Origin of the sequence: Formosimonas limnophila, assembly GCF_014652675.1 — a bacterium.
GTDB lineage: Bacteria > Pseudomonadota > Gammaproteobacteria > Burkholderiales > Burkholderiaceae > Hydromonas > Hydromonas limnophila.
This window is the reverse complement of record NZ_BMZG01000002.1, coordinates 42,795-64,099: the sequence shown is the minus strand read 5'-3', so window position 1 is coordinate 64,099 and position 21,305 is coordinate 42,795. Positions and strand designations below refer to the sequence as shown.

Genomic DNA, 21,305 nt, shown 5'->3' with positions numbered 1-21,305 from the left:
GTGACGCTAATGAAATAAAAAAGAAATTAAGATGCACGACTTAAAAAAACTTTAATCAACGAGGACAATCGTTGCACCAGCTCAGCGGACTCTTCATCATTGATGATCAGCGGAGGCAATAAGCGCACCACCGTATCGTGTGTGACATTAATCAGCAAACCAACAGCCAAAGCTTGCTTGACCAACTCTGTGCACGGTCGAGCCAACTCAATCCCAATCATCAAACCACGCCCACGAATGTCCATAATCAAACCCGCTGACATTTCATCAGCCAGTGCTGCACTCAAACCATCGCGTATGGCCACGCCTTGACGCTGCGCATTGTCCAACAACCCCTCAGCTTCAATCGCTGACAAGGTGGCCAAACCAGCGGCCATCGCCAAAGGATTGCCACCAAACGTCGTACCATGTGCACCAACGTGAAAAACATCATTTGCACGGTCGTGCGTCAACAATGCACCGACAGGCACACCAGAACCCAGGCCTTTGGCAAGCGTCATCACATCTGGCGTCACACCCTCATGTTGATGAGCAAACCAGCGACCCGTGCGTGCCACACCAGTTTGCACCTCGTCAATGATGAGCAACCAGTTGTTTTCATCACAAACTTGTCTAATCTGAGTCAAAGCCCCATCCGCCAAGCACAGAATACCGCCTTCACCTTGAATCACTTCAAGCATCACGGCTGTGACTTCTTTGTCTGAGGTCAATGCACGAATCGCCGATACATCATTGAACGGCACACGGACGAAACCACTTACCAATGGCGCAAAACCTTTTTGCACCTTTTCATTACCGGTGGCACTTAAGGTTGCCATTGTGCGCCCATGAAATGCATCAGACATCACAATGATTTTTGCATTCTCACGACCTTGTTGCAAGCCAAACAATCGAGCCAGCTTGATGGCTCCTTCATTGGCTTCTGCACCACTATTGGCAAAAAACACCTGTGACATTCCTGCACGTTTGGCCAGTGCATTGGCCAATTCATGCTGTTGCGGTACATCATACAAATTCGACACATGAATTAATTGCGTCACCTGCTGTTGCAATGCCGCCACCAATCGAGGATGATTGTGGCCCAATCCATTAACAGCAATCCCCGACAACGCATCCAAATACCACTGCCCATTCACATCAGTCAACCACACACCTTGCCCCGAAGCAAATGCAACAGGCAAACGGCTAAACACGGGCATTAAATGGGATGCTTCCACAGGCGAAGGTATACTCACAACCATTCCTTAAACAAAAAATGAAATGAAACAGGCGACGCATCGGTCGCCTGATTGAAATAATCGGGTTCTATTATAAAGGAGTTCGAGTAGCGGGGCGTTTAGTTTGATACAAAAATAGTTTTAATTTGATATTGTCATTTAAAAGCCAAAACACGTTAATTTGATACGCGTATTTAATCAATTGTTTGCCCGCTTTGCACCTCACCAGCAAAGAGAAAACCAACATCTGGTTGAGCAAAAATAGTATTTTAACAACATCACATTACCCAACAAAAACAAGTCCTAAGACTCATTTTTGTCTAAAAACAGCAGAAAAAATCAAGGTAGGTTATCGTTTCAAAACCACACGATAACGCGCTTGGCCACTGCGCACGCGGTCAATAGCTGCATTGATGTCTTTGAAATCAAACATCTCGACCATGGGTTTAATCTGATGCTGTTTGGCAAAATCAAGCATTTTAGCAATCGTTGATGGGCTACCGACAGGCGAGCCTGATACCGAGCGTTGTCCCATTAGCAGCGGGAATACATTCAAATCCAATGGCTCTAAGGTTGCGCCGACAAAGTGCAAACGCCCGCGTGGTTTGAGCGTGCCCACATAGGCGTTCCAATCCAACTTCACGTTCACAGTCGAAATGATGTAATCAAATCGCCCAGCGGCTGCCGAAAGTGCCGCAGGGTCGCGTGAATTGATGGTGTCATCTGCGCCTAACTCTAGTGCTTCCTTCGTTTTGGCTTCGCTGGAGGTAAAAGCCGTGACTTTGCAACCCCAAGCGTGCAAGAACTGCACCGCCATGTGTCCCAAACCACCAATGCCGATGACCGCCACGCTGTCGGTCGGTTTGACATCAAACTGCACCATCGGGTTAAACACCGTAATCCCACCGCAAAACAAAGGCCCAGCACTCGCCGCATCCACACCCTCGGGCAACACCACCACGCTGGCGGCGTTGGCACGAACTTTATCAGCAAAACCACCGTGTCGCCCCACTATCGTGCCCTGCGCTGTTGTGCATAGATTTTGGTCGCCCGACATACACTCATGACAGGTATTACAATAACTCGCATGCCAACCCAGCCCCACCCACTGCCCAACTTGTAAATGTTTCACATGTGAACCGACGGCCGCGACCGTACCCGTGATTTCATGTCCACCGACGAATGGATACTGAGTAAAGCCCCATTCATTATCGAGCATGCTCAAATCAGAGTGGCAAATGCCACAATACTGCACATCAATTTCCACGTCGTGTGCACCCAGCACACCCGCGTCGTAACTAAAAGGCTCCAGCTTGCCATTGGCCTGATTGGCCGCATAAGCATTGATAATTGTCATAATATTCTCCTTGGATGATTAACTTTGTTTACGTATAAAAATTTCCGTCTTAAATGAATCGGCGAATCCAGTCCAACATCTCGGCTGGATTATCGCCAAAGTAGTTGTAGCCATCAAAGCGATTGAGCTCACCCTCAATCCAAACCATTTTTTTCTCGGTCGGTGTGTGTTCAACAATGTACTTTAAATCAGCGGGGTCGGTGATGACGTCTTGACGCACTTGAGAGTACAGCACTGGCACTTTAATGTCTTTTAAATACGCATAAGGCGACATTTCGTTCAAAGAAAAACCCGCCAATTGTTGCATCGCCTCATCCACATCATCTACCGTTGCACCACCGCCAAAAATCGGGATAAACTTCTCCGCCATATAGCGCATATTGATCGGCTGCACCGCCACCATGACTTTGACTTTTTCAAACAACTCAGGGTGCAAAGACATTGCACGAATCGACGAATTCGCGCCCATGCAATGACTGACCAAAGCCACATCCATCGATTTTAAACGCTCATCCTGCGCCACATAGCGCATCGCGCCCACTGCGTCTTGCCATTCATAATAACCAATGCCCGTAAAGCCATCTTTAGACGCTTCGCTTTGGCCATGGTTGCGAAAATCATAAAACAAAATCGAAAAACCAGCATCGTGCAAATGCTTCACGGTTTTTAAAAACTCAACATGCACAGGGACCAACTGCGCAATATCACCTTCGGGGACAAAACCATACTTGGAGCAATACAGCGGATGATTCAAAATCGCCAACTTATCCCCGCTATTGGGCATCAACCAAGCACTCAGCTGCAAACCATCCTCAGATAAAAAACTCACCTCCTCAAATGCCATGCCGTAGTCCAATGGCGTTTTGGGCATCTTAGTGCGGTATGGTTGGGTGAATGCAGCGGCAATTTTCTGAGCGGTCGGGTTGATGGTCACATCATGAGCTTGTGTCATATAACAATCCTTTGTGGTGTTTAACAAAGTCGTTATTATCGCTAACAAGGTAGATTTTTTAAACCACCAAACCAAACAAAAACATGACAAATTCAATCAAGGATTAATTTAATGATAGAAAAAATAGACATATTCATGTCATAATTAATCACACCGATTTTAAACGATTTGTTATGCTTAATACACAACCGCTACACGCCTTCACCAACTCAGATGCACAAGGCTTAAAAGACACCGCCATACCCAATGTACAGGTTTTTTGGTCACAGTGCGCCATGCCGCGACACGTACAAGCCTACCCGTTTGGTCTGGTATTTATCTTTCAAGGGCACAAAATCGGCTATATGGGCGAGCGCCGCTTTCAGTACGGCGCGGGGCATTATCTCGCGATTGGCCTGCCCATCCACTTTGAATGTGAAACCTATGTGCAAAATGACGAGCCGCTACTGGGCATATTTGTGCATTTAGACGTGGCCGAACTATCGAGCTTGGCCGCGCAAATGATGGCAAGTAAAGCTTTGCCCGACGAATCGTCTGAACGCTCAGGCGTCGAGCCACTGCCGATAACAGAACCTATGTATGAAGTGCTTGAGCGCATACTCACCGTCATCAACCAACCGCAAGCAGGCAGCGTGCTCGGTGCGCTCTACGTCCGCGAACTGTGCTACCACGTCCTGCAAGACGCCAACAGCACTGTCCTACTCAACCACCTCAACCGCTCTACCCCACAAAACCGCGTGGCGCAAACCCTCGAATACCTCAACCAAAACCTACAACGCAACCCCAGCGTGCCCGAACTCGCCCAACAAGCCCACATGAGCACCGCCAGCTACAACCGCCACTTCAAACAACTCACTGGCCACTCAGTCGTGCAATACACCAAAACCCTACGCCTCATGCGCGCCCGCCACCTACTCACCGTAGAAGGCCAAAACGTCAACCAAACCGCCGAGCAAGTCGGCTACGGCAGCGCAGCGCAACTGAGTCGGGATTTTAAGGCGTATTTTGGGGTGCCGCCGAAGTTGGCGGGGGCGTTGTAGAAGTCAAAAGTTGGAATCAATGGAGTCTGACCCCATTGATTTTGCCATTGATTTTTACCCCATTGATTTTTGCAAACCGCTCTTATCGGTTCGTTCTTCTTTCATTCCGTTTGTGGTCTGTCGTTTCAATATGCGGTTTTAATTATTGTTATTATTTGAGCATTGCTTCTATTCTTTTTAACCATCCTTCTATTTCGTTTTCTGTATCTCGTTCCTTAATTCTTTTTGCTGTCATCTCAGGGAAAGCCTTGTTTGCAAGATATACTTTTGCTTTTGTGTCTCCCATTACACCATCAAATCCCATCTTGGCTGAGAATACCTCCGCAAATAATTTTGGAACACCTTTTTTGTCTGCCGATGGATAATCAGTAACAACTACTTCGACTTCATAAGCGTCTTTGATTGCGTCACTGTGTAAATAACTTTCTATTTCGTGTTTTTGAGTTAAAGCACCCCAAGAACCGTCAGTTCTTAAATTTACTTCGGTTATAGATGAAGAATAGGAAGCCACATCATTATCATAGATATGGCATTCTTTGCATCCTAATCCTTTTAAATAATGTTCATTAACCCAATGTTTTAGTGTTGAACCTCCCATCAAAACAAATGCAATTCGAGGGTCTGTTGATAAGTCAATAAGTGTATTATTTTCTATGTGTAATGCTCGGCTTAAACATTTGAGTGCAGCAACATCAGTAGGTCCTTCAACACAAATAAGAACTTTAACTCTACTGTCGGGAGTTACGCCTAGTGCGTTTGCAACCTTTGCAAAAACGTCAACGCCATATTCAACAAAGGGTTTTCCGTGTTCGTCTCTGTCAATAAATCTAATGCTACTTGCTGGAAGTTCAGAAGCCAAGCCAGGGCTATGAGTTGTCAATATTACTTGACAGCCATTTTCTTCTGATAATGCCCGAAAAGAGTCTATTAGAATTTTTTGATTGTTTGGATGCTGGGCTGTTTCAGGTTCTTCTAAAGCATATATAATACTTCTTTTGTTTGAAGTTTTTAGTCGTCTCTCGGCTTCTGCTTTAAAGAAGCTGACAAGTATCATCCTTCTAACTCCACTACCTCTTTTGTTAAGTGGTATCCCGTCATCAGTGTCCATATTGATTGAAAACAGACTTGTCCATTTTGCAGGTGTTGGTGGTGTAAATTCTGGGGCTAGTTTATTGGCTAATTGTGGGTCAATTGTTTTCAATGCTTCGTGAGTGGTTGCTGCAATTTCTTCGGCTTTCTCACGAACCTTATTTTGTATTTTTTCTAAATCCGCTTTAACCTCAGCGATTGCGGTAGCAATCGCTGCTTTCATTGGGTTTTGAACTTCCTTGTCTTTGTCTTGGCTATTTCTGTCGCTTTGGAACAATGCAAATATTGGCAAATGAGATTCAATTTGCTCCCAAATTCTTTTACCATCCTCTTTGGGTTTACTTACGGGTATTGAAATTTCTTTAAGTTCCAAATTATCGAAGGAGTTCCAAATCGCTTTTCTCATCGTTGGATTACCTTTAAGTGAACTGTCTAACCCTTTTTGCTTAATTATTGTTTGAAGTTCTTTTTCCTTTAGTTCAAGAAGATTTTCAGCTCCAGCAACAGTTGGGTGGTTTGCAATTATGTATGCTTCAAATGTTGGTGTCGCTTTTCCACAAGCAAAAACCTTTTGAATTTTTAAAGTACCTTCACTTGATAATAAAAACTCGTCAGCAAGTGTGGTTGGAGAAGTAGCATCAACTGTCAATTCTGTTGGTAAATCTTTGAACTCACAAGTAATTGTGACTTCATCGCTACCGCTATAAATGTTTGCATCTCCACTTTCTATTTTAACTGTGTCATTGTTAAAGAAAATTTCTAATGCTTCTAAAATTGTAGATTTACCAATGTCGTTTTTTCCTATGAAGGTTGTCAGGTCGTCAATAGCAACTTTGGTTTCGTCTGCATAGCAACGGAAATTTTTTATTGATACGGATGTTAATTTCATTTTTGTCTTTTACTATTTTGTTAGCACTGTTGCTGTTTTAGAATGACCGATAACGTTTACTTTACGCAATGCGTAAAGCAAAATCTTTAATAATCGCTAACACCACGCCCCAAGCCACCACCACCGCCCAAATCAAGAGGGCAGACTCCATGTGTTTCTCGAGACTGACCAAAACTCCCGTCATCATACCCCCACGCCCCCAAACTTTCCATCCTTTTCCTATATCTTTTGACCAGCCAGCCAAAATCCTTCACCTGCAATCAAATGGTCTTAATCGATTGATTCCGTAACTTCAATTTGAAAAGCAAAAAAGGCAGGGTGTACCTGCCTTTTTGTGTTTCTAACTGCGTTCACTGTTGCATCACAACCAACACGCCTGATGCTCCTGTACAAAGGATTCAAAACTCCGTGCAGGTTTGCCTAAAATTTGCGCCACGGTATCGGTGACTTCCGCCACATAGCCTGCGGCAATGATTTGGTTGAGGCTGCTCATTAGCCCAACCACATACTCTGGCATGCCCATGTCGCTCATGGATTCTGCGGCTGCGGTCTCAGGGATGTGTATAAGCTCAATCGGTTTTTTGATGGCTTGGCTAATAAGTGCAATGGCTTCTTGATTGCTCAGGGCTTTTGCGCCTGTCAACGTGTACGCCTGTCCTGCGTGTGCGGCTGGGTTTTTGAGCACGTGCGCGGCGACTTCGGCGATGTCGCGCACGTCGATAAAGGGCACTTTACCTTAGCCTTGCGAGGTGTAGAACGTGCCGCTTTTAATCATACCTGCCAAAAAACCACTGAAGTTTTGCATGAAATTTTTGGGACGTAAAAAAGTGCAAGCAACGCCACTGTCGCTCAATATTTGGTCAACAGTTCCTTGTGCTTGAGCGATGGCAATATTTGAGTTGTGATCTGCTCCTGCACCAGAGACGCGCACAAGATGCTTGATGCTTGATGCCTGTTGACTGTGCGGCTTGTGCGACATTCTTTGCCTTTTCAAGCATCTGTGGGTGAGCGGGGATGACGATGAATGCCGTGTCGATATCTGTCAATGCACGGCGCACACTGTCAATGGATAGAAAATCAATGGCGCGACCTGCTGCGCCGCCGATGGTTTTTCCTTGAGTGTTACCTGCCCACAGCGTGAGGTTTTCATTCTTGAGTAACGGTAATAATGCACCGCCAATATTGCCTGTTGAACCTGTGACTAAAATCGAATTTGGATTCATATTGCCTCTTGATTAACGCGTGATCATTGCCCAAACCATGTTGGGATTGGCGCCATTCATGCGCACCATGCGCACCCAGAGTAAGGTCATGTGTTCCAAATGTAACGCTTGCACCAAGCCGCCCACGTCTAGCGGCTGCCAGCCGAGTTGTTCAATCAATCCACCGACGGTTTGTTTGGCCTCGGCATCATCACCGCAGTACATCATGACGGGTTTGACGTTGTAGGCGGGATAAGCGTTGTTTTCAAAGTTTTCAAAACCGTAGATGGTGAATGCTTTAACCACCTTTGCTCGTGGTGCGAGTGCTTGCAATGCTTCTGAGCCTGATTGCGCGCTGTTCAACCCATGTGATAGTCCCGCGCCAACTGGGTTAGTGCAGTCGACGATAATTTTGCCTGCTAAGGCGTCAGCCAATGGCGCCATGATGTCGGCATTCGCGCTGTAAGGTGTGGCGAGAAATACGATATCAGCCTCGCGCACGGCTTGTTCGATGGGGGCGGCTTTTATTTGTGCATTGCGTGCTTGAACTTTTTGCACCGCGTCTGATTGTGTGTCACGGGCTGCAAGGGTGACGTTGTGTCCGAGTTTTTGCAGATGGTCAGCAAGCGGTGCGCCGACATTGCCGTAACCGATAAATGTGATATTCATAACTATTCCTCACTCATGTATGTGTTCGGCTAAGTTCATTTAGCCATCCATTTAGTCAATACAGCTCATCAAATTGAGCTGTCATCCCAAAAATGAGCAGTGGACATAGCGTGAAGCACGCGAGCGACCACGCTCATCTTTTTGTGGTTCGAGTTTATCGTCCCAAAGCTTCAATGATTAGCTCAGCTGTCTCAGCACCAGAGAAGTTTTGTTGACCTGTGATGAGGTTACCATCACGTACGGCAAAGCCTTTCCACAAACCAGCCTGCACATAGTTCGCCCCTAGTTTTTTTAGCTCATCTTCAATGCGCCATGGCATGATATGCTTGTCGCGAGGCAGCATGCCGTAGTCCCAAACGGCGTTATCGGCGAAATCCTCTTCGATATTGGCAAAACCCGTGACTGTCTTGCCTTTCACTAAATATTCTCCGCTAGATAGTTTTGCATAGCGCAATACCGCCGTACCATGACACAGGGCACTGGTGACTTTACCTGCTTCGTAAAATTCAACAAATTTTTGATGCAAAGCTGTTGCTTTTTCAAAGGTAAACATAGGCGCTTGACCGCCCGCTACCACCAAAGCATCAAAATCAGCCACTTTGATGTCTGAAACAGGCTTGGTATTATCAACCAAAGCAGCCAAATTAGGCATCGCCATAAAGCCCGCGCTGATCAAATCGCTGGCCGAGTAGCCACTCTCATCATGTGGACTACTCATCGCGTCGGCTTCACACTTTCCACCATCAACACTGAACACCTCGACTTCATAGCCAGCCTCAACAAAGGCATAGTAAGGATGGGTCAGCTCCGCCCACCAAAAACCCACAGGCCAACCCGTGGTGGTTGATACAGCTGGATTGGCAATAACAATTGCGACACGCTTTTTAGCATTTGGGTTAACGACATTGTGATTTCTTAAACTCATGATCAATTTTCCTTTAAAAGTACGATTTTGAATTATCAAGCTGAGCATCTCCACAGCATTTGTGATGCTTAATCAGTATTGTAAAGCTCAGAGTCAAAACAACAAAACTCTAAATACATGCAATAATTGTATCTAATTTCGTACAAATAACTTTCTTGCTTTGTCAGTTTACAGTAGTCAATTAAGTTAAATCTAAATTTACCGCAAAACACTCCTACAACCGCCCCCCCCACAAACTCATGGAAATTTCCGAACTCAAAGCCTTCGTCAAAGTCGTTCAAACAGGCAGTTTCACACAAGCCGCCGAGTTGTTGAACACACAAAGAACCTACATATCGCGCCTTATCAATCAGTTAGAAAACAAGCTAGACGTGCGTCTACTGGCTCGCACCACCCGCGCCCAGTCACTGACAGAGGTCGGGCGCGAGTTTTACGAAAGAGCCGTGAGCATTTTGACCTCTATCGAGGAGGCCGAACAAGCCGTCATGCAATCCCAATCACAGCCAACAGGTATTCTCAAGCTCACGTGCAGTACTGAGTTTGGCATGATGGCGGTGGGGCGGTGGATTAATGAATACTTAACGGCGTATCCGCACATGCGGGTTGAGGCGGATTTCACCAGCCGCAAAGCCGATTTGGTGCATGAAGGGTTTGATTTAGCGATTCGGGTTGGCGAGTTGCCTGACTCGAGCTTGGTTGCTCGTTTGCTTGGGCATGTGCGCTATGGACTTTTTGCCTCACCCAATTACATGGCAAAAATCGCCTCATTGAGCGCGCCAAGTGACTTGAATGCACTGCATACAATTTCTTTTTTGGGCAATGCACAGCGCACTGTTTGGAGCTTGCACCACAGTGCAAACAAGCGGTTGCAACAAGACATTGAGCTCAAACCACGCTACAACGTCAGCAATATTTCAGCCGCCAAAGAAGCCGCCATTAACGGGATCGGCATTGCGTTGTTACCGCACATAACCGCTCAAGCAGCGATTAAAGATAAACAACTCGTCCATGTATTGCCTGACTGGCAGCCTGCGGATATCCCTGTACACGCTGTATTTGCCAGCGCACGCTACGTCTCGCCGAAGGTGCGTAGTTTTATTGAGTTGGCACAACAAGCTATGCGCCAGATGTCGCTTGAGTTGGGCAGTTCGCTACGCGACTAAAAAATGTATGCATACAAAATCAGCGTATAATCGCCCGTTTGTTGCGACATCACTTTTTACTGTTATCTTTTCGACCCATCATGAGCCTATCTTTTAAACTCCACAAAACATCCAAACGTGCGCGACGTGGCACGATGACTTTAAACCACGGTGTGGTTGAAACCCCGATTTTTATGCCTGTCGGTACGTATGGTGCGGTCAAGGGAATGAACCCAGATATGTTGCGCGAGATCAACGCACAGATTATTTTGGGCAATACATTTCATCTGTGGTTGCGTCCTGGCACTGAGATTATGGATGTCCACGGTGGGTTGCATCAGTTCATGAATTGGGATCGCCCGATTTTGACCGACTCAGGCGGTTTTCAGGTCTTTTCACTCGGTGACATGCGCAAAATCTCCGAAGAAGGCGTGATGTTTAGCTCGCCCGTCAACGGAGACAAGCTGTTTCTCACGCCCGAAGTTTCTATGCAAATTCAAACCTCACTGAACAGCGACATCGCCATGCAGTTTGACGAGTGTACACCCTACCCTGCGGATGAAAAAACCGCTCGGCTGTCCATGGAGCTGTCACGACGCTGGGCGCGCCGTTCATTGGATGAGTTCAATCGCTTAGAGAACCCGAATGCGTTGTTTGGCATTGTTCAGGGTGGTATGCACACGCATTTGCGTGACGAATCATTGGCTGCATTGAACGAAATGGATTTTCACGGGATGGCGATTGGCGGTTTGTCTGTTGGCGAACCGAAAGAAGAATTTTATCGGATTTTAGACCACATTGGCCACCAGTTGCCCGCGGATAAGCCGCGTTACTTGATGGGCGTCGGTACCCCCGAAGATTTGGTATTTGGTGTATCACAAGGCATTGATATGTTTGACTGCGTGATGCCGACACGAAATGCACGCAATGGCTGGTTATTTACTCGCTTTGGTGATGTCAAAATCAAAAATGCCCGCTACAAAGACGATTTAAAACCACTCGATGAGTCATGCACCTGCTACACCTGCCGCAACTTCAGCCGCTCGTACTTGCACCATCTGCACAAAATGAATGAGATGCTGGGCGCGCAATTGAATACGATCCACAACCTGCATTATTATTTGCAACTCATGCAAGAGCTGCGTGATGGATTGGACAATGATTCTTTTGACAGCGTTGTGGCTGATTTCCATGCCAATCGCACACGCGGTATCGCGTGAGGCGCCGAAGAATGTTATAATTGCGGCTTGTTTTTTGGCCATTTGTTCTTATTTAACTGGAGTTGATATGTTGTTTATTTCTGATGCTTACGCACAAGACGCAGCTGGCGCGATGCCTGGTGGTGCTTTGGGTAGTTTGTTGCCTTTCGTTTTGATGTTTGTTTTGCTGTATTTCATGATGATTCGCCCACAAATGAAACGCCAAAAAGAGATGAAAGCCATGCTCGCCGCCCTTAAAAAAGGCGACGAGGTTGCGACCATCGGTGGTGTGGTCGGCAAAATCACCAAAACAGATGACAACTTCATTACCCTTGAAGTCTCTCGTAGCAACGGCAATGTCGTCGAAATGGTGTTCCAACGCGGCGCCGTACAAAGTATTCTCCCAACTGGCTCAATTAAATAAGCCACATTATTCACTGTTGGTTGATACACGCACACTGCACGCAGTGTGCGTTCGTGTTTCAAAAAGATTCAATTGAGCAGTTCAAACGATGTGGACGGCGATGAGCGCAGTATTTTTTACTGGTCTATGAGTTCATCCACACGACGTGATAGATTTTTAACTCCATTTTCAAAATCTCTTCGGATTTTTTGAAATCACAATAGGTGATGGCATGAACCGTTATCCGCTTTGGAAATACTTAATTATGATCGTGGTCACAGCAGCTGGTTTGCTGTACACACTGCCGAATATTTTTGGCGAAGGCCCAGCTGTCCAAATATCAAGTGCCAGAAGCACCGTCAAGGTCACGGCTGACTTAGAACCAAAAATCGCAGAAATTTTGGCCGCACAAAACATCGCCAATCAGGGAATCTACTTCACACAAGCAGCCAATAACGGCTCATTTCGCATTCGTTTTGCCGATGTCGATACCCAATTAAAAGCCAAAGAAGTCTTAAACAGCGCATTCAATACCAATCCACAAGACCCAAGCTACACAGTTGCTCTGAATTTGATGTCAAAATCACCAGACTGGTTAACAGCCATCGGTGCGCGCCCGACCTCATTGGGGCTGGATTTACGCGGCGGCGTTCACTTCTTAATGCAAGTTGATTTAAATGGCGCCGTGCAAAAACGCCTAGATAGTTTGCAAAATGAACTTTCGAGTACACTCAAGGACAGCAAAATCACGGGTGCACAGATCTCAAAAAATGGCGAGCGCATCGACATCACGTTTGATGCACCTGCAACTGCCAGCCTGGCTCGCGATGAGATTTTAAAAAAACGCACTGACCTCGCTGTCATCAATAATGCGGGTACCCTAAACATCAGCCTAACACCTGAAGAGCTGATCAAAGTCAAAACCAACGCTGTACAGCAAAACATCACAACATTACACAACCGTGTCAATGCGCTTGGTGTTGCTGAACCACTGGTGCAACAACAAGGCATTGACCGAATCATTGTCGAGCTTCCGGGTGTGCAGGACACGGCAATTGCCAAAGAAATCATTGGTCGTACCGCAACGTTACAAATCCGTTTGGTCGAAACCAACGCAGCCGCATTTGACAAAGAGACCTTCAAAGAGCAGAATGGGGCTTCCGTTGATCTCAAGCGACAAGTCATTTTGACAGGCGATGCCATCATTGACGCACAGTCAGGCCGTGATCAAAATGGCCGCTCAAGCGTTGATGTGCGGCTCAATGACGCAGGCGGCAAAATCATGCGTGAAGTTACGCGTGAAAACCTAAAAAAACCGATGGCAATCGTCTTATTTGAAAAGCGCAACGGCAAAGAAGTCGGTGAAGCCATCTCTGTCGCCACGATTCAAGGCGAGTTTGGTGATACTTTTGCCATCACGGGTAACTCATCAGCCGAAGAAAACAACAACCTAGCCCTTCTTCTGAAAGCAGGTGCACTCGCAGCGCCAATGGACATCATTGAGGAACGAACCATTGGCCCATCTCAAGGCGCTGACAACATTGAAAAAGGCTTTAAGTCATTGGTCTACGGCTTTTGCGCTGTGGCAGTCTTCATGATTTTGTACTACCGTGTATTTGGTGTCATTTCAGTGGTGTCTTTGGCGGTGAACTTATTGCTTCTGGTCGGGTTACTAACCGTTTTCCGCGCGACGTTGACCTTGCCAGGTATCGCAGCGATTGCGCTCACACTGGGTATGGCGATTGACTCGAACGTCTTGATTAACGAGCGAATTCGTGAAGAACTACGCCATGGAGAATCGCCTCAACGTGCGATTCACCTCGGCTACGAGCGTGCATTTGCGACGATTCTGGACTCGAACATCACCACATTGATTGCTGGCTTGGCACTCCTGATCTTCGGTTCAGGCCCGATTCGTGGCTTTGCTGTGGTGCATTGTTTGGGTATTTTGACTTCTATGTTCTCAGCGGTGTTTTTCTCCCGTGGTTTGGCGAACTTCTGGTACGGACGCCGTCAGCGTTTATCAAGCATCTCCATCGGCCAAATTTGGCGTGGTGACTCAACCAAACCAAACACCCCTGCTTAATACAAGCGGCCAAATAGCTTAAGGAGCCTCAAATGGAATTTTTCCGCTTTAAAAAAGATATCAACTTCATGAAGCACGTCTTGACGTTCAACATGATTTCGATCGCCACCTTCGTTCTGGCTGTATTTTTCTTATTCAGCAAAGGGCTACACTTCTCCATCGAATTTACGGGTGGGACCTCAACGGTAGTACAGTATGCGCAAGCAGCTAAACTCGACGATATCCGAAACGCGGTGACCACACTGGGTTACGCCGATGCCCAAGTTCAAAACTTCGGGGGGTCGCGTGATGTGATTATCCGTCTTCCTCTTCGTGAGGGTGAAACAAGCCAAGCACAGAGTGAGAAATTAGTCTCAGCACTCAAAGCACAAGACAGTTCAGTCACTGTACAAAGCAGCGAGTTTGTCGGACCGCAAGTCGGCAAAGAACTGGCGACGGGCGGATTGCTCGCCCTGCTGTTTGTCTGTGTGGGCATTGTGATTTATCTCGCCATTCGCTTTCAGTGGCGTTACGCTGTCGCTGGTATCTTGGCCAACTTGCATGACGTGGTGATCATTCTCGGCTTTTTTGCGTTTTTCCAATGGGAGTTTTCTCTGTCGGTTTTGGCTGCCATTTTGGCGATTCTAGGCTACTCAGTAAACGAGTCTGTGGTCATCTTTGACCGTATTCGCGAAGTCTTTCGTGAGCCAAAAAGCCGCACTTGGTCAACTCGAGAGGTGATGAATCATGCCATCACATCAACCACCAGCCGCACCATCATCACACATGGTTCAACTGAGATGATGGTATTGGCCATGCTGTTTCTCGGTGGTCCAACATTGCACTATTTTGCACTGGCTCTGACCATCGGTATCGTGTTTGGTATTTACTCGTCTATTTTCGTTGCAGCTGGCCTGTCCCTTTGGCTCGGCGTCTCGAAGAAGGACTTCGAGATTTCTCAAGAGGAACTGCAACGCAGAGAAGCCAACCGACAAGACCCGAACTACGGTGCACAAATTTAACCATAGTCATATAAAAAGCCCAGCACTGAGTGCTGGGCTTTTTCATTTCATGAATATCACACCACTTCAAACCAATCAAACCCCTCATCCTGACACGCCAAAGCAAAGGGAATACTCAACGGCTGCAATGCCTGCTCCAATAATGACTGCACCAGTTCTTTTTGGTTGTTGTTTTGACTAATATGCGCAGCGTGGACATGGTGTAAATCATCATGCACAAGAGCCAGCAACAATTCCTGAGACATCAGATTATCAAGATGCCCATATTCACCGACAATCCGCTGTTTTAGACTATACGGGTATTTAGATTGCTCCATCATCTGCGCATCATAGTTATACTCCAGTACCAAACCGTGACAACCACTCAAAGCCTGAAGCACTCGCGGGGTAATATGCCCAACATCTGTCAGTACCCCTAAGCGCAAGTCATTCAGTGAGAAGGTATACTGAAGTGGCTCACGCGCATCATGAGGTACGGTATAAGGCAATACAGACAAATCACCCACCATGAACACTTGCTCATCTGCGCAAAAACGCACATCCAAACCATCGCAAGAATGTGTATTGTGCTTCAAAACACTCAAGTAAGTACCACGAGACATATACAGAGGACAGCCAAAGCGGCGCGCAAAACGAGCAACACCACCAATGTGGTCATCGTGCTCGTGCGTCACCAACACAGCCTCAATATCTTGCCCAGTCAAGCCCAGCCGTTCCAAACGACGCGAGGTCTCACGGACACTAAATCCGCAATCAAGCAAAAGGCGCGTCGTGGAGTCCCCACAACGCGCCTCAATGACCAACGCATTACCCGAACTGCCGCTGCCCAGGCTGGCGTAGCGCAGTCGATGCGACATAAGCTTGTCCTTATTTCAAGGTTTTTTGGAGTTCTTTGAGTACGCGGCTTAAACCCTTGTCATTACCCATTGAGGCACCATTGCGATCCGAGAAACTGACTTCAACTTGATTGGTAGAAATTTGCTTTAACTGCACCTGATAAGACTCACCCAATTTACCAAACGATTTACGCAACAAGCCACGATCATCAGGATTTGGCGTTACATAGTAAAGACGTGATGAAAAATCACGATCAATCACGGACAAACCAGCACGATCTAATGACAAACCGATGCGGCGCCAAGCGCTGTCCATATTGTCATTCAAAATCAATGTATCGCCCTTAATGCTTGCCCCACGAGACGTATTGACACTATTTTGCAAAGCGGCTTTGGCCTGATCTTCTGTCGTACCCAAACGCACCATCAAAGCACTCAACAATTGACCTTCAAGTTGTGGGTCAGCCGCACGAGGTTGCCATGCTGTATTGTCCTTGGCTGAAGAAGTGTAAACTTCCTCCATACCACGGTGACTGATGTAAATTTCAGTACCGTTATCAGTACGTTCGATGCGCGTGCGGAACATATCGCGATAACCAGTGTCATACAACATATCCAGCGCACCGCCAATCAGTTTACGCAAACCTGTTTGTGGCAAATTTGCACGATTCTCCGCCCAGTCAGTTTCCATAACGCCCAGTTTGGGCTGATTGCTGCGAATGGTGAAACCGTTATCTTCCCAAAATGATTGCAGAACAGGCCAGACTTGCTCGGCTGGGCGATTAACCACAAGCCAACGCGTCTCACCAGAGCGTTCAATACGCATGTCTTTAGCAGACACCAATAATGTTCCTGCAGGCATTTGGGTCGCGGCATTTTGATCAACATCAGTGGAGCGTACACCATCGCCTAAATTGAATTGACTATTTTTATCATAGTCACTCAAGCCCGGCGGCACTTCTAATGGCGAGCCTTTGACTTGACTGCGATAATCAAGCTTCTTATCACTGCTCGATGCGCATGCACTCAAGGACAATACGAGCGCTAAACCTAAGATTTTGTAAGTGGCTTTTTTCAATTTATCTAATCTCCGTAACTATTCTTAAAAACTTGGAACAAGCCCGTTCATTTTGAAAAATAAATGTGGCTTATTGATGATTGTTTCGACTTTGTCACCAACTTTATCAAGGTTTTTCAATAAAGCTTAGAACCAAAATCAGAAGAAAGTAAGCCACAAGGCTTACTTTTTCGACATTCCCATCACAGCAAACCTGCAGTTTTTAGTGCAGCGCGAACCACAGGCTGCGCATCAGCTGACAATTGAGTCAGAGGCAAACGTACACCACCGTCTATTTTATCCAAAGCACTCAACGCCCACTTTACAGGAATGGGGTTCGCTTCAATAAATAGGTTTTTGTTTAAATCACATAATTTAGCGTTTAACTCACGCACTTTGTTGACATCAGCCGCAAGTGCAGCTGCGCACAAATCAGCCATCATACGAGGCGCAACATTTGCCGTGACCGACACATTACCGTGCGCACCCATTAAAATATAGGCAGCAGCGGTCATGTCATCGCCACTATAAACGGCGAAATCAGCAGGAACGCGTTGAAGCAGCGCAATGCCGCGCCCCAAATCACCCGTAGCATCCTTAATCCCAACGATGTTTGAAATAGCAGCCAAACGCACCACCGTATCATTACTCAAATCAGCCACCGTACGACCAGGGACATTGTACAAAATAATGGGACACGCCACCGCATCAGCAATGGCTTTAAAATGTTGGTACAAGCCTTCTTGTGTGGGCTTATTGTAATAAGGCACAACCTGCAAAGTCGCATCCACACCAACAGAATGTGCAAAGCGCGTCAGCTCAATCGCTTCGCGAGTAGAATTACCTCCTGCGCCAGCGATAATTGGAATGCGCTTAGCCGCTTGTTCAACGGCCACTTTAATCAGTTCGCAATGCTCAGCCACAGACACTGTCGGTGACTCACCACTCGTACCAACCGCAACGATGGCATCAGTGCCCTGCTCAATATGCCAATCAATCAGCGCACGGTACGCTACAAAATCAATTTCACCAGTATCCGTCATCGGGGTGACCAAAGCCACCAAACTTCCCGTTATCATGTAATTCATTCGCCTCATGTTATCATTGTCAAAGTCGCTAAAACGACGGTTATTCTAACGCCAAAACCACACGCTGTCTGCTCGTTTTCGTTTTTTTCAATCTTTTTTCTAAAAAGACTTGCCAAGCGGGTAAATAGTTTGCTATAGTTTCGGTTCTGCGTCGCGGCCGTAGCTCAGCTGGATAGAGTACTTGGCTACGAACCAAGGGGTCGTGGGTTCGATTCCTGCCGGCCGCGCCATTATTTTATGTTCTCTGTTGTTTTGACAGGGAAATTAACCAAAGAGTAAATTAGATGCCAACTATTCGTGTAAAAGAAAATGAACCGTTTGAAGTTGCGATGCGCCGCTTTAAACGCGCTATCGAAAAAACTGGTTTGTTGACTGACTTGCGTGCCCGTGAGTTCTACGAAAAGCCAACAACTGAGCGTAAACGAAAACACGCTGCTGCTTGTAAGCGTCACTACAAGCGTATTCGCAGCCAAATGTTGCCTAAGAAAATGTATTAATTTTTTCAGACGCAACACAGTCTTGAAAAACCCGCTCAAATTGAGCGGGTTTTGTTATTCTATCGTTAACCAATTACTTCCCCAGAGAGGCCTCAAATGACACTCAAAGCTCAGATTCTTGATGACATTAAAACCGCCATGAAAGCCCGCGAAACCGCGAAGTTAAACACCCTGCGTCTATTAGCAGCAGACATTAAACGCCGGGAGGTTGATACACAAACGGAGTTGGACAATGCAGCAGTACTATCCATCATCGAGAAAGCCTGCAAACAACGCAAAGAATCTATCACCCAATTCAAAATGGCAAACCGACAAGACCTCGTTGACCAAGAGCAATCCGAACTTGATGTTATCACCACCTACCTACCCAAGCAAATGTCAGAAGAAGACATCAAAGTCGCAGTCAGCGCAGCCATCAGTAGCACTGGCGCAGCGGGGCCACAAGATATGGGTAAAGTCATGGGTGTTTTAAAAGCCCAATTGGCAGGCAAGGCTGATATGTCTGCTGTATCGACACTGATTAAAGCCGCGTTGACCCAATAAGCCCAATCGATGATTCCAAACGAATTCATTAACGACTTACTTAACCGCACCGACATCGTCGATGTGGTGGGTCGCTATGTGCAGCTCAAACGTGCAGGTGCGAATCATCAGGGCTTATGCCCTTTTCACAATGAAAAAAGCCCATCATTTACTGTCAGCCCATCAAAACAGTTTTATCACTGTTTCGGATGTGGTGCACACGGTACAGCCATCGGTTTTTTGATGGAACACAACGGCTTGACCTTTGTTGAAGCCGTCACCGATTTGGCGCGTCATTCAGGTATGAATGTACCGCAAGACAAACCGTTGTCTCCACAGCAAATCGCCCACCAGCGTGAGCAAAAAATTCGCTCCGAAAACATGGGCCAAGTCTTAGCAGAGGCCAACGACTTTTATCAAAAGCAACTCAAAGAACATGCGCACGCAGCCGCCTACCTTAAGCGACGGGGCTTGAGCGGAGAGGTCGCTCAGAGATTTGGTTTAGGCTACGCGCCCTTTGATACCTCGCTGCAAAAAGTCTTCACGGATTATCACGAATCCACAGCCCTCATTGAATCAGGGTTATGTAAACAACGCGAAGCTGAAAACGGAAAACCCGCTCGTCGCTATGATTTTTTTCGTGATCGCATCATGTTTCCGATTCGCAACACCAAAGGCCAAATCATCGGCTTCGGTGGTCGTGTGATTGATAAAGGCGAGCCAAAATACCTCAACTCACCCGAATCACCATTGTTTCAAAAAGGTCAAGAACTGTATGGCTTATTCGAAGCCCGTTCGGCCATCTCAACCCTGCAACACGCACTGGTCGTCGAAGGCTACATGGATGTGGTCGCCTTGGCACAAGCCGGTTTAGAAAACGCAGTGGCCACACTTGGCACCGCCACCAGCAGCACACACGTGCAAAAGCTGTTTCGCTTCACAAACACCATCGTTTTTAGCTTTGACGGCGACTCAGCGGGTCGAAAAGCGGCTTGGCGTGCCATGCTCAACGCCTTGCCGCATGCCTTGGACACCCGCACCATCAAGTTTTTGTTTTTACCTCCCGAACACGACCCAGACACCTTTGTTCGAGAACACGGTGTCGCTGCATTCTCTGCGCAAGTACAAACAGCCATGACTTTGTCACAATTCATTTTGTACGGTTTAAATCAAGCCGCTCCAGAATCAACCGCCGAAGCACGCGCACGTCAGTTTCACTTGGCCAAACCGATTTTAACCAGCCTACCAAACAGTGCCCTGCGCACTCAAATCATTCAAGCCTTCGCTACGCAAGTCAATGCCACAGTCGCCGATGTCATTGATTATTGCGAACTAGAGACCAAATCGCGTCCTCGTCGCCAACTCCGAGAAAGCGGCAAGCGGGACGCCCCTCCCTCTTTAATCGAGCATGCGTTAGGCGATATTCTAGCGCATACCGAATTGGCTCAAACAGCCAATATAACACTTTGGCAAACTATCCCGCAACACCAAGCGCTGACAGAACTTTTGGTCTTACTGCAAAATGAGCCATCACTAAGTGGCGCGGCACTTCATCATCAGCTGGAGTCAATGAGCCACGCACCGCTATACCGTCATATTTTAGAAAAGCATTTGCGCGAATTGAATGATCGTAGCCTTGAAGATGCACAAACCGCATTCACTGAGCATGAAAAACAAATTAAACGACTCAATATAGACGCCAGGCTGCAAAAGTTGGTTCAACAAATTAACCATGATCCAGCTGCAAAAGCGCAGTACAACGCTCTATTAGAAGAGCGCAAACGACTCAATGCCCCCACCAATTGAGATACAAAAAACAGTTTCAACTTTTTCAGTCACTCCAACGCCTTTTTACTCCTCACAACCATCAAAAATTGCCCCAAATAGAGTATAATCCGCTTTTAAACACTTGTTTTATCTTTGTTTTTTCTGACAAATTTTATCAGTGGTTCTCTTGAAAAAGGTATGAAGCTATGAGTCAAACCAAAGCACGCAAACCCGTTGCCAAAATCGCAACCAAACCCATGACAAAATCAACTGCGGTCAAACCAAAATCCAAGCCAGCGGTCACTGCAAAAAGCACAACACCTAAAACAACCGCAAAACCTTCAAAAGCCAGCCCCAAAGAGAGTCA

General features: G+C 46.7%; 20 protein-coding genes and 1 tRNA gene. 10 read left to right on the top strand and 11 right to left on the bottom strand.

Features of this window, described 5'->3' with window-relative positions; genetic code table 11:
- Positions 1-26: 26 nt before the first annotated feature.
- From IE082_RS01920 to IE082_RS01910, 3 genes are all read right to left on the bottom strand, one after another.
- Entirely contained in the window at positions 27-1,241 is a 1,215-nt protein-coding gene (locus IE082_RS01920) for an aspartate aminotransferase family protein (protein ID WP_229809670.1), read from the bottom strand.
- A gap of 325 nt (positions 1,242-1,566) precedes the next feature.
- On the bottom strand, positions 1,567-2,574 hold the full coding sequence (gene ahr, locus IE082_RS01915; RefSeq protein WP_189490789.1) for an NADPH-dependent aldehyde reductase Ahr: 1,008 nt from the start codon (positions 2,572-2,574) through the stop codon (positions 1,567-1,569).
- A gap of 49 nt (positions 2,575-2,623) precedes the next feature.
- Positions 2,624-3,526, bottom strand: a complete 903-nt coding sequence (locus IE082_RS01910; RefSeq protein ID WP_189490787.1) for an alpha/beta hydrolase family protein — start codon at positions 3,524-3,526, stop codon at positions 2,624-2,626.
- A 173-nt stretch (positions 3,527-3,699) separates the two neighbouring features.
- Here IE082_RS01910 and IE082_RS01905 point away from each other — a divergent pair, with 173 nt between their 5' ends.
- Complete coding sequence (locus tag IE082_RS01905; RefSeq protein WP_189490783.1) at positions 3,700-4,566, top strand: AraC family transcriptional regulator; 867 nt, start codon at positions 3,700-3,702, stop codon at positions 4,564-4,566.
- A gap of 151 nt (positions 4,567-4,717) precedes the next feature.
- On the opposite strand, the gene IE082_RS01900 is transcribed toward IE082_RS01905, so the two are convergent.
- The 5 genes from IE082_RS01900 to IE082_RS01880 form a co-directional block, all read right to left on the bottom strand.
- On the bottom strand, positions 4,718-6,544 hold the full coding sequence (locus tag IE082_RS01900; protein ID WP_189490782.1) for an ATP-binding protein: 1,827 nt from the start codon (positions 6,542-6,544) through the stop codon (positions 4,718-4,720).
- A 361-nt stretch (positions 6,545-6,905) separates the two neighbouring features.
- Positions 6,906-7,274 (bottom strand): NmrA family NAD(P)-binding protein, encoded by a 369-nt coding sequence (locus tag IE082_RS01895; RefSeq protein WP_189490781.1) that lies wholly within the window; start codon positions 7,272-7,274, stop codon positions 6,906-6,908.
- A 130-nt stretch (positions 7,275-7,404) separates the two neighbouring features.
- Entirely contained in the window at positions 7,405-7,767 is a 363-nt protein-coding gene (locus IE082_RS01890; protein ID WP_189490780.1) for an SDR family oxidoreductase, read from the bottom strand.
- A 12-nt stretch (positions 7,768-7,779) separates the two neighbouring features.
- Positions 7,780-8,415 carry an NADPH-dependent F420 reductase gene (locus IE082_RS01885; RefSeq protein ID WP_189490779.1) on the bottom strand — a complete coding sequence of 212 codons (636 nt, stop codon included), beginning with the start codon at positions 8,413-8,415 and terminating at the stop codon, positions 7,780-7,782.
- A gap of 154 nt (positions 8,416-8,569) precedes the next feature.
- Positions 8,570-9,340 (bottom strand): type 1 glutamine amidotransferase domain-containing protein, encoded by a 771-nt coding sequence (locus IE082_RS01880; RefSeq protein ID WP_189490778.1) that lies wholly within the window; start codon positions 9,338-9,340, stop codon positions 8,570-8,572.
- Between the two features lie 239 nt (positions 9,341-9,579).
- Between IE082_RS01880 and IE082_RS01875 the strand changes: the two genes are divergently transcribed.
- The 5 genes from IE082_RS01875 (at position 9,580) to secF (ending at position 15,171) form a co-directional block, all read left to right on the top strand.
- Positions 9,580-10,503, top strand: coding sequence for a LysR family transcriptional regulator (locus IE082_RS01875; protein ID WP_189490777.1), 924 nt, complete (start codon positions 9,580-9,582; stop codon positions 10,501-10,503).
- 80 nt (positions 10,504-10,583) lie between these two features.
- On the top strand, positions 10,584-11,702 hold the full coding sequence (gene tgt / locus IE082_RS01870) for a tRNA guanosine(34) transglycosylase Tgt (RefSeq protein WP_189490776.1): 1,119 nt from the start codon (positions 10,584-10,586) through the stop codon (positions 11,700-11,702).
- 67 nt (positions 11,703-11,769) lie between these two features.
- A complete protein-coding gene (gene yajC, locus IE082_RS01865) occupies positions 11,770-12,105 on the top strand; it encodes a preprotein translocase subunit YajC (RefSeq protein WP_189490775.1) in 336 nt (111 codons plus the stop codon).
- A gap of 211 nt (positions 12,106-12,316) precedes the next feature.
- Positions 12,317-14,170 (top strand): protein translocase subunit SecD, encoded by a 1,854-nt coding sequence (gene secD, locus IE082_RS01860; RefSeq protein WP_189490773.1) that lies wholly within the window; start codon positions 12,317-12,319, stop codon positions 14,168-14,170.
- A 32-nt stretch (positions 14,171-14,202) separates the two neighbouring features.
- Positions 14,203-15,171: a protein translocase subunit SecF gene (gene secF, locus IE082_RS01855; RefSeq protein ID WP_189490771.1), complete on the top strand. Its 969-nt coding sequence runs from the start codon at positions 14,203-14,205 to the stop codon at positions 15,169-15,171.
- Positions 15,172-15,227: 56 nt separating this feature from the next.
- Here the strand turns inward: secF and IE082_RS01850 are convergent, their stop codons facing one another.
- From IE082_RS01850 to dapA, 3 genes are all read right to left on the bottom strand, one after another.
- Entirely contained in the window at positions 15,228-16,016 is a 789-nt protein-coding gene (locus IE082_RS01850; RefSeq protein WP_189491224.1) for an MBL fold metallo-hydrolase, read from the bottom strand.
- 22 nt (positions 16,017-16,038) lie between these two features.
- Complete coding sequence (bamC, locus tag IE082_RS01845) at positions 16,039-17,085, bottom strand: NlpB/DapX family lipoprotein (protein WP_189490769.1); 1,047 nt, start codon at positions 17,083-17,085, stop codon at positions 16,039-16,041.
- A 182-nt stretch (positions 17,086-17,267) separates the two neighbouring features.
- A complete protein-coding gene (gene dapA, locus IE082_RS01840; RefSeq protein WP_229809668.1) occupies positions 17,268-18,152 on the bottom strand; it encodes a 4-hydroxy-tetrahydrodipicolinate synthase in 885 nt (294 codons plus the stop codon).
- Between the two features lie 153 nt (positions 18,153-18,305).
- Here dapA and IE082_RS01835 point away from each other — a divergent pair.
- The 4 genes from IE082_RS01835 to dnaG all read left to right on the top strand — a co-directional run bounded on the left by IE082_RS01835 (position 18,306) and on the right by dnaG (position 20,977).
- Positions 18,306-18,382 (top strand) — tRNA-Arg (locus IE082_RS01835).
- A 54-nt stretch (positions 18,383-18,436) separates the two neighbouring features.
- On the top strand, positions 18,437-18,649 hold the full coding sequence (rpsU, locus tag IE082_RS01830; RefSeq protein WP_189490767.1) for a 30S ribosomal protein S21: 213 nt from the start codon (positions 18,437-18,439) through the stop codon (positions 18,647-18,649).
- A 96-nt stretch (positions 18,650-18,745) separates the two neighbouring features.
- On the top strand, positions 18,746-19,192 hold the full coding sequence (locus IE082_RS01825; RefSeq protein WP_189490765.1) for a GatB/YqeY domain-containing protein: 447 nt from the start codon (positions 18,746-18,748) through the stop codon (positions 19,190-19,192).
- Positions 19,193-19,201: 9 nt separating this feature from the next.
- Entirely contained in the window at positions 19,202-20,977 is a 1,776-nt protein-coding gene (dnaG, locus tag IE082_RS01820) for a DNA primase (RefSeq protein WP_189490763.1), read from the top strand.
- The last annotated feature ends 328 nt before the right edge of the window (positions 20,978-21,305 follow it).